The following is a 14,339-nucleotide window of genomic DNA, read 5'->3' as shown; positions in this document are numbered from 1 at the left end:
CTAGTTAATTATTGTTGAGCAGATAAGAATTCTATAACTTGCTGAGGTGTTTTAGCATTTGCACTATGTAAGTGTGCTAATTTTTCACCGTTTTGGAAAATTAGTAGGCTTGGAATACCCATTACATCATATTTGTCCGCGATTTCTGGAAGCTCATCACGGTTAAGTTCATACCAGTCATATTGGCTGTACTCTTCGATAATTGGATCGATGAACATATTCATGCGTGTGCAATCTGGGCACCATCCAGCGTAAAATTTCACTAGAACTTTTTGATCACCTGAGATCAGTTCATTAAATTGTTCAGCAGTTGTAATTGTTTTCATTAGTATTTCACTCTCCTTGCTTTCCATTCTACACATTTTTTCCTCAACCTGAAAGTTTTCTGTTTGGCATTATCGCTATCTACTTATTGTTATGTTTTCGCTCGTAAAAAACAAAAAAAGTTGTATATCGAAAAAATAATTGGTGAAAAAAGATTGCTAAATCAGACAAAATAATCTAAACTAAAAACAGAAAAAGTAGTTTTATCTTTATTCAGCAGAAGATATTAACCTCTAATCCAAAATGGTAGCTGAATGAAGATAAGCCTCAGTCGTATGTCAAAGATTACGCGTAAAATGATCTAGACAAAAATACACTAAGGCAAACTTGAAATTTTTTTGGCCAAAAAATGAATGGCTATTCATTCAATGGGAGAATAAGGGGGAATTGCTTGTGACTTACAATATTAAAAAAGCTGCTGTTCTAGGTTCTGGAGTAATGGGTTCTGGAATTGCAGCACATTTAGCAAACATCGGTATTCCAACATTATTATTAGACATTGCACCGAAGGAACTAACAAAAGAGGAAGAAGCGAAAGGTCTTTCCTTAGAGCATCCAGCTGTAAGAAATCGTATCGTTAACGGAGCGCTTCAAAAGTTATTAAAGCAAAAGCCAGCACCACTTACTTCTAAGAAAAATTTATCACTACTAACGGTTGGTAACTTTGAGGACGATTTAGAGCAATTAAAAGATGTAGATTGGATTATTGAAGTTGTCGTTGAAAATTTAGCGATTAAACAAAGTCTATATGAAAAAATTGATGCTGTACGTAAGCCTGGCACAATTATTAGTTCTAACACATCTGGCATAAGTATCGATGCAATGGCAGAAGGGCGTTCAGAGGATTTTAAAAAGCATTTCCTAGGAACTCACTTTTTCAACCCGCCACGCTATTTAAAATTACTTGAAGTCATTCCGGCAAACACAACAGCGCCTGAGGTTGTAAGCTTTATGAAAACATTTGGCGAAGATGTGCTTGGAAAAGGTGTCGTACTTGCTAAAGATACACCGAACTTCATTGCCAACCGTATCGGAACGTACGGTTTACTAATTACTTTACAAGAAATGATGAAGGGTAGCTATTCGGTTGGTGAGGTAGATTCTGTAACAGGTCCACTAATCGGTCGCCCAAAATCTGCAACATTCCGAACGCTGGATGTTGTTGGTTTAGATACATTTATCCATGTAGCGAAAAACGTTTATGATCAAACAACTGGTGAAGAGCAGCAAGTATTTGCAGTGCCAGAATTCCTACAGAAAATGGTCACAAACGGCTGGTTAGGAGCAAAAACAGGTCAAGGGTTCTTCTTGAAGCAAGGTAAAGAGATTCTTGAAATTAATCCAGACACACTTGAATATAGCCCAGCAAAAAAATTAAAAACACCTTCTATTGAAATGGCAAAACAATATCGTGGATTAGCCAATAAAGTAAAAGCACTAACATATGCGAAAGATCGTACAGGAGAGTTGTTATGGGGTATTTTCGCTCCAACGCTAATTTACTCTGCACAGCTACACGGTGAAATTGCTGATGATATTGTTGCGATTGACAATGCTATGAAATGGGGCTTCGGCTGGCAGCAAGGGCCATTTGAGATATGGGATGCAATTGGTGTCAAAGAGTCCGTAGCTAAAATGGAGGCTGAAGGTCGTGAAGTGCCGGCATTTGTCAAAGATATGTTAGCAAGCGGCTTTGAAACTTTCTATTCGGAAATTGACGGTGATCTAGCGTATTATAATGGCTCTGAATATGTAAAAGTGCCGGTTAATGAAAAAGAAATAAACTTAAAACGCTATAAGAAAAAGCATGGTGTTATTAAATCAAATACAGGTGCTAGCTTAATAGATTTAGGTGACGGAATTGCCTTACTTGAATTCCATTCCCAATCAAATGCAATTGGCTTAGACATTATTCAAATGATTAACTTTGCAGTCGATGAAGTAGAAGCTAACTATAAAGGCTTAGTCATCGGTAACCAAGGGAAAAACTTCTGTGTTGGTGCGAATCTAGGAATGATTTTAGTAGAAGCACAGGATGATAATATTTTTGAGCTAGATTTCGTTATTAAAGCATTCCAAGATGCAATGCAAAAGATTAAATACTCTCGTAAGCCTGTTGTAGCGGCACCTTTTGCTATGACACTTGGTGGAGGAGCAGAGGTTTGCTTACCAGCTGCACATATTCAAGCAACAATGGAAACGTATATGGGCTTAGTGGAAGTCGGCGTAGGATTAATTCCTGGCGGCGGCGGTAATAAGGCACTGTACCAAAAATTCATCAAAGGCTTGCCAAATGGTGTTGAGGTAGACTATCAACATATTGCTAATAAAGTATTTGAAACAGTTGCGATGGCAAAAGTTTCGACGTCTGGCGAAGAAGCACGTGAAAATAACTTCTTAAACTTTGCTGATGGGATTTCTGTTAACCCAGATCATCAACTATATGATGCAAAACAAGCTGCACTAGCGCTTTATGAGGCAGGCTATCAACCACCTGTACCTGTGAAAGTTCCTGTAGTCGGTGCATCAGGCTACGGTACGCTATTAATCGGTGCGCAAGGATTGTTTGAATCAGGCTATATTAGTGAACATGATTTAAAAATAGCTAAAAAATTAGCGTATGTCATTGCTGGTGGTAAAGTTCCGTATGGCACATTAGTAGACGAACAATATTTATTAAACCTTGAGCGTGAGGCGTTCCTAAGCTTAGTTGCAGAACCTTTATCTCAACAAAGAATGCAGCACATGCTTTTAAAGGGTAAACCACTGCGTAACTAAATTTAATTTCTTTCAGCAGGAGTCTCCTAACTTTATAGGTGGTGAGATGAATGCGAATTTAAGTCACTTTTCAGCGGGGATCCACGTCCGCTGAAATAGAGGAACTCAGTCTAAGAACGCCACGTCCTGTGGCAACGAATGAGTGACCAACATCCTGTTGGCCTAAAGCTTCCAGCGGATGTCACGAAATCGGAAAGGCGTTAATAAAGGATGTTAGCCTAAAATCATCGCATCCATGCGATAACGGCTAACTGACCTGCATCACGCAGGCCTAAGCACAAAGCTGATTCCGGACGCAACTATGTCCGAGGCATATTTGATAACACGAAATTAACCATACTTGCACATGAAACAAAGGGGGATTAATACATGCGTGAAGCCGTTATTGTAGCAGGAGCACGAACTCCGATTGGAAAAGCGAAGAAGGGTTCTTTAGCAACAGTTAGACCAGATGATTTTGGAGCGGTTGTTGTCAAAGAAACATTAAAAAGAGCGGGCTATGAAGGTCCGATTGACGATTTAATTTTAGGGTGTGCAATGCCTGAAGCTGAGCAAGGCATGAACGTAGCACGTAATATAGGAGCGCTTGCAGGGTTACCAGATACAACACCAGCGCTGACGATTAATAGATTCTGTTCATCAGGTTTACAAGCAATCGCTTTTGCAGCAGAGCGTATTATGCTAGGACATTCTAAGGCGATTCTTGCTGGTGGAGTCGAGTCTATGAGTATGGTGCCAATGGTAGGTAATACACCTCGCTTAAATCCAACACTAGCAGAAACTGCTCCCCAATATTATATGGGGATGGGGCACACAGCGGAGGAAGTGGCACGTCAATACAATGTAAGTAGAGAAGATCAAGATGCATTTGCTGTTCGTTCACATGAGCTTGCAGAAAAAGCGATTAAAGAAGGTAAGTTCAATGATGAAATCGTACCAATCGAAGTAGAGCAGCATTATGTAGATGACAACAACAAGCCACAGGTGAAAAAATTCACGTTTAGCATGGATGAAGGTGTACGTCCAGGTACATCTGTAGAAGGTTTAGCGAAGCTTCGTCCAGCCTTCCATGTTAAGGGCAGTGTTACAGCTGGTAATGCCTCTCAAACTTCGGACGGTGCAGCAGCAGTACTTGTAATGGATCGTGAGGAAGCAGAAAAGCAAGGGCTGACACCAATGGCGAAGTTTTTAGGCTTTGCAGTTGGCGGTGTACCTCCTGAGGTGATGGGTATTGGACCAATCGTGGCAGTACCAAAAGCACTTGAAATTGCAGGGCTAGCAATTGATGACATTGATTTATGGGAAATTAACGAAGCATTTGCGTCACAATCCTTACAGGTCGTACGTCATTTAGGCATCGACCAAAATAAAGTAAATGTCAATGGTGGAGCAATTGCCGTAGGTCACCCACTTGGTGCAACTGGAGCCATTCTAACATTAAAGCTTATTCATGAATTGAAGCGTCAAGGTAAGAAGTATGGCGTCGTGACAATGTGTATTGGTGGCGGAATGGGTGCTGCTGGGGTATTTGAAATTTTATAATTCAACGTTCAAAGAAATAGAGATAGTTGCTAGATCAGCTTGGAGTGCAGCGTTTCCGGTTGCCTCCGAACACAGTGCTTCAAGCTTTTCTATATATTGGGGATTAAAGCTACTAATAATAGATAAATAGGGAGGAATTTAACATGACAGAAAAAACAACGGATTTCATTAAAGGCGGCGGGTTTATTATTGAAGATGTGGAATTAGATCGTGTATTTACACCAGAAGATTTCACAGATGAGCATAAAATGATTGCTAAAACAACTGAAGAGTATGTAGCAAATGAAGTGTTACCAGTCGTTGAAAATTTAGAACACCATGAATTTGAGCATTCAGTTCGTCTACTAAAAAGTGCAGGTGAACTCGGCTTATTAAGCGCAGATGTACCTGAAGAATATGAGGGTCTAGGATTAGACAAAGTTTCTTCTGCATTAATCGCAGAAAAAATGTCTGTTGCTGGCGGCTTTTCTATTACACATGGTGCACACGTAGGTATTGGTTCTTTACCAATCGTACTTTTCGGAAATGAAGAGCAAAAGCAAAAGTATTTACCGAAGCTTGCGTCAGGTGAATTAATTGCTGCTTACGCATTAACTGAGCCAGGTTCAGGTTCAGATGCACTAGGTGCAAAAACTACTGCGAAGTTAAATGAAGCAGGGACACATTATATTTTAAATGGTGAAAAGCAATGGATTACAAATGCAGGCTTTGCGGATGTATTTGTTGTCTATGCAAAAATCGACGGTGATAAATTCACGGCATTTATCGTAGAGCGTGCTTACAATGGCGTTTCAGTTGGACCAGAAGAGAAAAAAATGGGTATCAAATCTTCTTCAACTCGTACATTAGTGCTTGAAGATGCAGAAGTACCTGTGGAAAATCTACTAGGTGAAGTGGGCCGCGGACACGTAATTGCCTTCAATATTTTAAATATCGGGCGCTATAAATTAGGTGTTGGAACAATTGGTGGCTCGAAGCGTGCGTTAGAGCTTGCCATTCAATATACAAACCAACGTCAGCAATTTAAAACGAAGCTGTCTGATTTCAATTTAACAAAAGAAAAACTATCAACAATGGCATCGCAATTATATGCATCTGAGTCATTAAACTATCGTACAGTAGGTTTATTTGAGGATCGTTTAAGTCAGCTAAGCCCAGATGAGCAAAAGCAAGGGAAAGTGATTGCTGGCGCAATTGCTGAATATGCTATTGAATGTTCTATTGCTAAAGTATTTGGTTCTGAGACGTTAGATTACATTGCAGATGAAGCGGTTCAATTACACGGTGGTTACGGCTTTATGGCTGAATACGAAGTAGAGCGTATTTATCGTGATTCTCGTATTAATCGTATTTTTGAAGGTACAAATGAAATTAACCGTATGATTGTACCAGGTACATTTATGAAGAAAGCATTAAAAGGTGAATTGCCATTGCTACAAGTTGCTCAAAACTTACAACAAGAGCTTCTTATGCTAATGCCAGAAGATGTAGGCACAGAGCCACTAGCACAGGAAAAATATCTTGTGAAAAATGCGAAGAAAATTGCTGTATTAGCAGCAGGCTTAGCAGCACAACGCTACGGCGCGAAGCTTGATCAAGAACAAGAAATATTAGTGAATATCGCTAATATTGCAAACCAATTATTCGCGATGGAATCTACTGTATTACGTACAGAAAAAGCGATTGCTCGTGACGGTGCTGAAAAAGCGCATCAAAAATTACTGTACACGCAAATCTTCTGCCAAGAAGCATTTGCAGAAATTGAAAAAGAGGCAAAAGATACGATTCTTGCTTCAGCAGACGGCGACGCTGCACGCATGACATTGTCTGCACTCCGTAAATTAACTCGTAACAACCCATACAACTTAATCGCGAAGAAACGCGAAGCTTCTGTTAAATTAATTGAAGCAGAAAAATTTGTAGTTTAATATAGCATGCCTAACCTAGCTATCCGATAGATGAGATAGCTAGGTTTTTTTGAAAATAAAGTAAAGCAAAACGAGGGTTTTCCATTCCGGCTGTGCGCTTGGTGCGATTGTAGGCATTTTATCAGCGATTCTGAGTATCTTATCAGCGCTAGCATTTGGGGCGTCTAGCCACTCTTCGCTTTTGTTGCGACTCATCGGATGCTAGTGGCCGGGAACTCCGATTAACCCACGCTTAGCATGAGGAGTTTCATTTTGGTTCGTAACAGTTATGATGGTATACTACAGAAAATGAGGGATACACTGAAAATGTAGTTCCTAAAAATGATAGTAGAGGAGCCTTTAAATGACGATTCAATTTATTCAATATCCGAAATGTACTACTTGCAAAAAAGCTCAAAAATGGCTAAATGACAATGGGGTTTCATACGAAGAGGTACACATTGTCGAACAACCACCTACAAAGGACGAATTATCAAAATTATGGCAAGCTAGTGGACAACCTTTAAAGAAATTTTTTAATACTTCTGGTATGAAATATCGAGAGCTTGGCTTGAAAGATAAACTCGCTACAATGACTGAAGAAGAGCAGCTTGAACTGCTGGCATCAGATGGTATGTTGATTAAACGTCCGATAGTAACTAATGGAAAAAAAGTTACTTTAGGGTTTAAAGAATCAGATTTTGAGCAAGCTTGGAAATGACGTTTTTAACTTGTTTCAGTAAAGGTTGTATGTAGTGCAAGCGAAGCGTCAGGTTAGAAGTCTTCACCTCTATAGGTTTGAGATGAATGAGCATAATTGATTCTTGTTTTTATGGTAGAAGTATGGCACACTGAAAATGAATATATTACATATTTATGGAGGGGTTTTTGCATGAGCACACCTAAAGACTTACGTTACTCTGAAGAGCACGAATGGGTAAAAGTAGAAGATGGTAAAGTACGTATCGGTATTTCTCATTTCGCACAAGCTGAACTTGGAGATATCGTTTTCGTTGAACTTCCACAAGTTGGCGACGAAATCAAAACTGATGATCCATTCGGTAGCGTAGAATCTGTTAAAACAGTTTCTGAATTATACGCACCAATCTCAGGTACAGTAGTTGAAGTAAATGCAGATTTAGAAGATAGCCCAGAATTCGTTAATGAATCACCATATGAAAAAGCATGGATGATCGTTGTAGAGCCTGCTGATGCTTCAGAAATTGACAAGCTTATGACAGCTGAGCAATACGAAGAAATGATTGCAGAATAAGACAAGCCTTTAGCTTCTTACAGCAGGTACCTAAACATTAGCAACAAGAAGTTACAGCCTCCGGCGAATGTCACAGAATCGGAAAGGAGTGCTTAAAGGATGTTAGCCTAAGATCATCGCATCCATGCGATAATGGCTAACTGGCCTGCGTCGGTAAAAATACCACGACCTGTGGTATTACCGAAATGACCGACATCGTGTCGGCCATCGTGCAGGCCTAAGCCCAAAGCCGATTTTGGACGCAATTATGCCGAGGCATAGTTAATCAGAAAAACGTCGGAAACTACCGACGTTTTTTATTATCCTCATGCATTCTTCCACTATAGTTGGTGAAGTAAATGCAAGTATATTCCTTTATTAATAGGTATCTAACTGTATCAACGACAAGGTTTATTGATATAATGAATTATAAGGGCTATGTTTAAATGGGGGTGGCGTGATGTTCGAGGGAAAATGCTTAATTGTCGAAGGCCGATCGGATAAACTTCAAATCGAACCTATTTTAAATGAAGACGTAAAAATACTTTGTACAAATGGTACAATTGGTGTGCATCAATTAGAAGAGCTACTCGATCCATATGAGGGTTGTGAGCTTTATACATTTTTTGATGCAGATACATCAGGTAATAAGCTACGGGCATTAATGGACAGACATTATCCAGAGGCTGAGCATTTACGGACGATGCCAACATATAAGGAAGTTGAGACAACTCCGAGGAAAGTGTTAGCGGCGATATTGCTTCGTGCACATTTCTCAATCCATAATGAGTATATTTTGTAAGGTTGCGTGAAAAAGATGGAAGAATGGTCAACAGAGCAGTGGAACGCGGCTATCCAGTCCGGTGAAAAGGCTGCCTTTTATTTATATACGCCAATGTGTGGAACGTGCGCAGTTGCATCGAAAATGATGATGGTTGTTGAACAATTGTTGCCACAACTACAGATTGGTAAAGCGAATATAAATTTTATAGAGCAAATAGCTTATGATAATAAAATCGAAAGTGTACCATGTTTACTCGTATATGAAGGCGGAGAAATGACAGCAAAGGTTTATGCCTTTCAATCTGTACCGTATTTATACGAATTGTTAAAAAATTAATTGACGGAATATTAATCGCGTGGTAAAGTAACAAATATATTAAAAAAACAATAAATATATCGAACTCTTATAAAGAGCGGCGGAGGGAAGTGCCCTATGAAGCCCGGCAACCATCACAAACGTGAAAAGGTGCCAAATCACCCAAAGATTTATCTTTGAAAGATGAGAGAACGGTTTAGCGTATAAGTTACGTGACCCCTTCTACTTGTCTATAAGTGAAGGGGTTTTTTTAATAGAGGAACTCAGTTCTAAGAATGTCATGTCCTGTGGCGATCAAGCGAAGCGACAGCAACACGGTTTTATCTGTGCGAAAGCGAAGCGACAGCAACAACAACAACAACAACGACTGAGTGACCTTAACGAGGCATAATTGATATGAGAAAAGGAGAATTCGCTATGATTAATCTTCAAAATATTACGAAGAAATACAAAACTTCGAATGGCGAATTAACAGCAGTTAAAGACGTCAACCTTTCTATTAAAAAAGGTGAAATTTTCGGCATTATCGGCTATAGTGGCGCTGGTAAAAGTACAATGATTCGCTTGTTAAATGGGTTAGAAAAGCCTACATCTGGTACGGTGACGGTTAACAATCAAGAGTTTTCATCCATAAAGGGGCAAAAGCTTAGGGATGCTAGACAAAAGGTAAGTATGATTTTCCAGCATTTCAATTTACTTTGGTCTAGAACTGTTGCAGAAAACATCGCTTTCCCACTCGAAATCGCAGGTGTGCCAAAGGCAAAACGTGAAGCACGTGTGAAAGAATTGATTACACTAGTTGGCTTGGATGGGCGCGAAAAAGCATATCCATCACAACTATCGGGGGGACAAAAACAACGGGTAGGTATCGCTCGTGCACTTGCTAATAATCCAGAGGTATTGTTATGTGATGAGGCAACATCCGCACTCGATCCAGAGACGACAGATGCTATTCTTGATCTACTTGTCGATATTAACGAACGATTAGGTTTAACGATTGTGTTAATCACACATGAGATGCACGTTATTCGTAAGATTTGTCATCGTGTAGCGGTTATGGAAGCTGGAGAAATTGTAGAACGTGGTGAAGTATTACAAGTATTCCAAGCTCCACAAGCTGCCATTACGAAAAAATTCGTTTCTCAAATTACAGATACGAAGGAAACACAGGAAACTGTGGCACAAATTAAAGCAAATTATCCTAATGGACAACTTGTTAAGCTAATCTTTGTAGGAGAAAAAACAGAGCAGCCTGTCATTTCACATCTTGTGAAACAGTTTGATGTAGAAGTAAGTATTGTACATGGTAATATTTCGCAAACGAAAAATGGAGCGTACGGTACACTCATTGTGCAAATTGATGGCTTAGTGGACAATGTTGCTGCTGCACTTAGCTACTTAAATACAGTCGAAGTACAAACGGAGGTGATTGCAAATGCTAACTAGTCTTTTTCCGAATGTCGACTGGGAAAAAATGTGGGACGCTACGTATGAAACATTGTACATGACAACAATTTCTACGGTTATCACATTTATACTTGGATTAGTAATTGGAATCTTATTATTTTTATCAAGTCCCAACCAACTATGGGCCAATAAAATTGTGAATTTTTTAACAGGATCAATCGTTAATATTTTCCGTTCGATTCCATTTATCGTCTTGATTATTTTATTAATTCCATTTACGAAATTTTTACTTGGCACAATTCGTGGCGCAGATGCGGCTTTACCAGCATTAATTATTGGGGCTGCACCATTTTATGCTCGTATGGTATTAATTGCTTTACGCGAAATTGATAAAGGTGTTATTGAAGCGGCTCGTTCAATGGGTGCCAAAACGTCAACGATTATTTGGAAAGTATTAATTCCCGAATCGTTACCAGCGCTTATGTCTGGTCTTACTGTAACGGCTGTAGCGCTTGTTGGTTATACTGCGATGGCCGGTATTATTGGTGCAGGTGGTCTAGGAAACTTAGCATTCTTAGATGGCTTCCAACGTAATCGCTCCGATGTAACTTTAATGGCGACTATATTAATCTTAATAGTAGTATTTGTTATTCAATGGATTGGCGACTTCATTACAGCGAAAACAGATAAACGCTAAAAAGAGCATCACACTACTAACATTTGGTTATCTCGGTTTAATACCGCTAACATATTTAATATAAGTAAAAAGGGAGAGTAATAAAATGAAGAAGTTATTAACAGGATTATTTTTATCTGTATTAGTACTAGCTCTAGCCGCTTGTGGGGCTGGTAAAAAAGAAGAAACAGGCTCAAGCTCAGCATCTAGTGATAGTGACAGTAAAGAAAGTGTAACATTAACAGTAGGTGCTTCTAATACACCACATGCTATTATTTTGGAAAAAGCAAAACCAATTTTAGCTAAAGAAGGTATCGATCTTAAAATTGAAAAATATCAAGACTATGTATTACCAAACCAACATTTAGAATCTGGCGAACTTGATGCGAACTACTTCCAACATTTACCTTACTTAGAACTTAGCATGAAAGAAAATGGCTATGACTTTGTAAATGCTGGTGCTATTCATATTGAACCAATCGGAATTTACTCTAAAAAATATAAATCTCTTGAGGATCTTCCAAAGGGGGCAACAATTTTACTTTCTAGCTCAGTATCAGACCACGGTCGTATGCTGTCATTGTTAGAAGCTAAGGGCTTAATTAAATTAAAAGATGGTGTTGATAAAACAGCAGCAGAAATAAAAGATATTGCAGAAAACCCTAAAAACTTTAAATTCGATGCAAATACAGCGCCTGAAATGCTTGTACAAATGTACGAAAATAATGAAGGTGATGCGGTTCTAATCAACTCGAACTTTGCAATCGATAATGGCTTAAATCCATTGAAAGATGCAATTTCTCTTGAAGATAAAGAATCTCCATATGTAAATATAGTCGCTGTGCGTGCAGGTGATGAAACAAAACCTGAAATTAAAAAATTAATAGAAGTATTAAAATCTAAAGAAATCCAAGACTTCATTATTGAAGAATGGAAAGGCTCAGTTGTACCAGTTAAATAAATAGAATTTACCGAAAAGGGTATGTAAGTATGAAAAGCTTACTATCCTTTTTGCTTATCGGAAAAGAATAAATCCGTATAGATTAACAAAGTTTGATGTTCACTCCGGGTTCGTTTCCATGGCCATTTGCTGCAATATCCTCTATACAATGGGTGAAAAAACAAATTTAAATTGAAGTTCAGCTAAAGATAGGGCGCAATGGTCTTACCCATGTCATACTAATCAGACTTAATGATATTCCTTATTAACATCTTTGTAGAAGCAAATTAAATGCTGAAAAATCTTAACGTATTCGATTTTCTTCAAAAATCAAAGGGGACAAGCTCCCATAGAAAAACACCTTCTCATTGATTATTTCAGGTTTCAATACCCGTTATTCAATGAAAGGTGTTTTTCTTTATCTCATGGTTAGACAAGCAATTTCCTACTCTCAACGCTATTGTTTTAACCGAGGTATGTCCATGCATCTATAATACATCTAGTAGTTTTTATTTATCAAAAGAATGGATTTTGTTCTGACTGAACAACTGCATGCTTTAATATGTAACCGTCATATCCGTAATAAAAGCTGGTTTTTTATACTCATATACTTTTGTTATTTCTTTATTATCCAAGTCATACTTATATATATACTGTATTTTAGAAATTATTCCGTCAAAACTAACCTCTGCTGCATTTTTAGGTATACCCGAAAAATAAATAAATCGCTCATTTTTTGACAATACCGCTAGCCTTCTTTGACCAATCTCTGATAATAGGGGATTCTTACTTTTTTTAATCATTTGATCTGTTAATATGGTAGTTAATGTTTTGTCTGTAAGAGATAACTGATAAATGCCGCTTCCTTCATCTTCATTTATATTTTCCCCTCCAAGAATAACAGAATCCCCATTAGGTCCATATGCCATCGAATCAATATTGACGGCTTTTATATTCGTTACCAAATTCATGGCAGAGCCATTTAAATTCATTTCATATATTGAATAGACAATTTGCCCTAAAGGTTCACCAGCCTCATTTGCAGCCTTCCTTCTTGCTGTATTCTCTTCTTCAGAGACAAATGCACCAATAATTTTGTCTTTAGAAGTATCATACATTTCTACAGCACGGTCAGGTTGTTTTGTATCAAATACAATAGAATTCTTCTTTTTCACATCTATTTTTGAAATCTTAGATACAGGGAATGTTGCCCCTAATATTTCACTGTAGATGGTGTTGTTATCACCAAATCTAGGAATAAGTTGTCCTAAAGTATCATTTGTAACTTGATAAGTTTTTTTATCGTTTCTGTCTAATAAATAAATCTCCCAAGGTCCGTCACCTTTTGCACTTGTATAGGCAAGATATTGTTTATTGTCTGAAAGTGATGCATGTAACCAAACCTCTTCATTATTAACTAATTCGTTTTCTACATTTTTTTCAGCATTTATCTCCACTACACTACTTTTGCCTTCCTTATCAAATACAGAAACAATGAGTTCTTCACTATCATCAACATGCGGAGCACTAACTGGTGGATCACCAACAGGTTGGCTGGTATCTTCTTTCTTTTGACATCCAAACAAAACTAATACTAACGATAAAAAAATGATAACAGAAGTACTCATTGTTTTTTGCCTGTATTTACAAACAGATCTATACATTATGCACTTCATCCTTTGCGAATTTTTTTAGAAATTCATTATCACATACCAATAACCATCAAAATACTACATACAGTGTTTGTAACCGGAGACAGCAGAACAGGCAAAACGGTATTAGCAAATGAAACAGCTTCTTATGGCTTCTCTGATGTAACTTATTTAAAAAACTCGATAGAAGTTAAAGTTACCCAGTAAATGGAAGAGTGGTTTGCGAATGCTATCCTAAACCACAAATCCCTGTATCAATTACTGGTAATTGATGAATACCAACGTTTTAAAGGTACAAACCTTGAGGTTACAGGGGACTTCTTATCTCAATATACTGGTTCACAAATTGTAGTTAGACAAATCCTTAAACAATTTACCATCTTTTTAAATTTTTTTCAGAGTTTTATATGGTCAATTTAGTAGATAACTATAACAACTTCGATTATACAATCCAGTATTTCAAGAAGAATGTTCGTTTAGAAAAAAATCAGGTGACATAACCACTGAGGAAGTAGGGAGTAATGATAAAGGTCAAACCCTGTCATTACTCCTTTTTTGATTGAATGACTTTTAATATGCATACAAAATTTTATATATTGTTGATTTGACAGTGTTTTTCAATTCAACTTTTTATATTATTAGCTTTTATTTTTTGTCTTTCTAATTCGACTTTCTCCAGTTCCACTTCTAGTTCCCTATGCTTAATCAAATACTCTTTTTTTATTTGATAAATCTTAATGAAGCTTAAAATCACAATAATAA

Annotated in this window: 13 protein-coding genes and 1 riboswitch; of the genes, 11 read left to right on the top strand and 2 right to left on the bottom strand. The window is 37.8% G+C overall.

Translation table 11 applies throughout. From position 1 onward, the window contains the following. Window positions 1–8 precede the first annotated feature (8 nt). Window positions 9–353, bottom strand: coding sequence for a thioredoxin family protein (locus tag PVA17_RS09260; protein ID WP_132362090.1), 345 nt, complete (start codon window positions 351–353; stop codon window positions 9–11). A 364-nt stretch (window positions 354–717) separates the two neighbouring features. Between PVA17_RS09260 and PVA17_RS09255 the strand changes: the two genes are divergently transcribed. The 11 genes from PVA17_RS09255 to PVA17_RS09205 all read left to right on the top strand — a co-directional run bounded on the left by PVA17_RS09255 (window position 718) and on the right by PVA17_RS09205 (window position 11,946). After that, the gene (locus PVA17_RS09255; RefSeq protein WP_274067521.1) at window positions 718–3,102 is read left to right on the top strand and encodes a 3-hydroxyacyl-CoA dehydrogenase/enoyl-CoA hydratase family protein; all 2,385 of its coding nucleotides are present in this window, start codon (window positions 718–720) and stop codon (window positions 3,100–3,102) included. Between the two features lie 369 nt (window positions 3,103–3,471). Further along, window positions 3,472–4,644 carry an acetyl-CoA C-acetyltransferase gene (locus PVA17_RS09250; RefSeq protein WP_132361843.1) on the top strand — a complete coding sequence of 391 codons (1,173 nt, stop codon included), beginning with the start codon at window positions 3,472–3,474 and terminating at the stop codon, window positions 4,642–4,644. A 143-nt stretch (window positions 4,645–4,787) separates the two neighbouring features. Continuing rightward, complete coding sequence (locus tag PVA17_RS09245) at window positions 4,788–6,572, top strand: acyl-CoA dehydrogenase family protein (protein ID WP_274067520.1); 1,785 nt, start codon at window positions 4,788–4,790, stop codon at window positions 6,570–6,572. 343 nt (window positions 6,573–6,915) lie between these two features. Beyond that, window positions 6,916–7,272, top strand: a complete 357-nt coding sequence (locus PVA17_RS09240; RefSeq protein ID WP_132361839.1) for an arsenate reductase family protein — start codon at window positions 6,916–6,918, stop codon at window positions 7,270–7,272. A gap of 171 nt (window positions 7,273–7,443) precedes the next feature. Beyond that, window positions 7,444–7,824: a glycine cleavage system protein GcvH gene (gene gcvH, locus PVA17_RS09235; RefSeq protein WP_132361837.1), complete on the top strand. Its 381-nt coding sequence runs from the start codon at window positions 7,444–7,446 to the stop codon at window positions 7,822–7,824. Between the two features lie 439 nt (window positions 7,825–8,263). Continuing rightward, on the top strand, window positions 8,264–8,605 hold the full coding sequence (locus tag PVA17_RS09230; protein WP_132361835.1) for a toprim domain-containing protein: 342 nt from the start codon (window positions 8,264–8,266) through the stop codon (window positions 8,603–8,605). Between the two features lie 15 nt (window positions 8,606–8,620). Next, window positions 8,621–8,923 carry a thioredoxin family protein gene (locus tag PVA17_RS09225; RefSeq protein ID WP_132361833.1) on the top strand — a complete coding sequence of 101 codons (303 nt, stop codon included), beginning with the start codon at window positions 8,621–8,623 and terminating at the stop codon, window positions 8,921–8,923. Window positions 8,924–8,987: 64 nt separating this feature from the next. Then, window positions 8,988–9,092, top strand: a riboswitch (SAM riboswitch). A 36-nt stretch (window positions 9,093–9,128) separates the two neighbouring features. Beyond that, a complete protein-coding gene (locus tag PVA17_RS09220; RefSeq protein ID WP_274067519.1) occupies window positions 9,129–9,293 on the top strand; it encodes a hypothetical protein in 165 nt (54 codons plus the stop codon). A 26-nt stretch (window positions 9,294–9,319) separates the two neighbouring features. Then, window positions 9,320–10,348, top strand: a complete 1,029-nt coding sequence (locus PVA17_RS09215) for a methionine ABC transporter ATP-binding protein (RefSeq protein WP_274067518.1) — start codon at window positions 9,320–9,322, stop codon at window positions 10,346–10,348. Further along, a complete protein-coding gene (locus PVA17_RS09210) occupies window positions 10,338–11,006 on the top strand; it encodes a methionine ABC transporter permease (protein ID WP_132361827.1) in 669 nt (222 codons plus the stop codon). The genes PVA17_RS09215 and PVA17_RS09210 overlap by 11 nt, the downstream gene beginning before the upstream one ends. Window positions 11,007–11,091: 85 nt before the next feature. Beyond that, window positions 11,092–11,946, top strand: coding sequence for a MetQ/NlpA family ABC transporter substrate-binding protein (locus PVA17_RS09205; protein WP_274067517.1), 855 nt, complete (start codon window positions 11,092–11,094; stop codon window positions 11,944–11,946). A 536-nt stretch (window positions 11,947–12,482) separates the two neighbouring features. Here PVA17_RS09205 and PVA17_RS09200 read toward each other — a convergent pair. Next, window positions 12,483–13,589: a TolB-like translocation protein gene (locus PVA17_RS09200; RefSeq protein ID WP_274067516.1), complete on the bottom strand. Its 1,107-nt coding sequence runs from the start codon at window positions 13,587–13,589 to the stop codon at window positions 12,483–12,485. Window positions 13,590–14,339: the final 750 nt, after the last annotated feature.

It is taken from the genome of Lysinibacillus sp. CNPSo 3705 (assembly GCF_028674935.1).
Lineage (GTDB): Bacteria > Bacillota > Bacilli > Bacillales_A > Planococcaceae > Lysinibacillus.
This window is presented reverse-complemented; position numbering and strand designations above follow the sequence as displayed.

Bases quoted from the DNA above. Each gene is read 5' to 3' on its own strand.
- gcvH (WP_132361837.1), top strand. From the start codon at position 7,444: ATGAGCACACCTAAAGACTTACGTTACTCTGAAGAGCACGAATGGGTA.
- PVA17_RS09200 (WP_274067516.1), bottom strand. From the start codon at position 13,589: ATGTATAGATCTGTTTGTAAATACAGGCAAAAAACAATGAGTACTTCT.
- PVA17_RS09225 (WP_132361833.1), top strand. From the start codon at position 8,621: ATGGAAGAATGGTCAACAGAGCAGTGGAACGCGGCTATCCAGTCCGGT.
- PVA17_RS09205 (WP_274067517.1), top strand. From the start codon at position 11,092: ATGAAGAAGTTATTAACAGGATTATTTTTATCTGTATTAGTACTAGCT.
- PVA17_RS09250 (WP_132361843.1), top strand. From the start codon at position 3,472: ATGCGTGAAGCCGTTATTGTAGCAGGAGCACGAACTCCGATTGGAAAA.
- PVA17_RS09240 (WP_132361839.1), top strand. From the start codon at position 6,916: ATGACGATTCAATTTATTCAATATCCGAAATGTACTACTTGCAAAAAA.
- PVA17_RS09245 (WP_274067520.1), top strand. From the start codon at position 4,788: ATGACAGAAAAAACAACGGATTTCATTAAAGGCGGCGGGTTTATTATT.
- PVA17_RS09230 (WP_132361835.1), top strand. From the start codon at position 8,264: ATGTTCGAGGGAAAATGCTTAATTGTCGAAGGCCGATCGGATAAACTT.
- PVA17_RS09210 (WP_132361827.1), top strand. From the start codon at position 10,338: ATGCTAACTAGTCTTTTTCCGAATGTCGACTGGGAAAAAATGTGGGAC.
- PVA17_RS09215 (WP_274067518.1), top strand. From the start codon at position 9,320: ATGATTAATCTTCAAAATATTACGAAGAAATACAAAACTTCGAATGGC.
- PVA17_RS09260 (WP_132362090.1), bottom strand. From the start codon at position 353: ATGGAAAGCAAGGAGAGTGAAATACTAATGAAAACAATTACAACTGCT.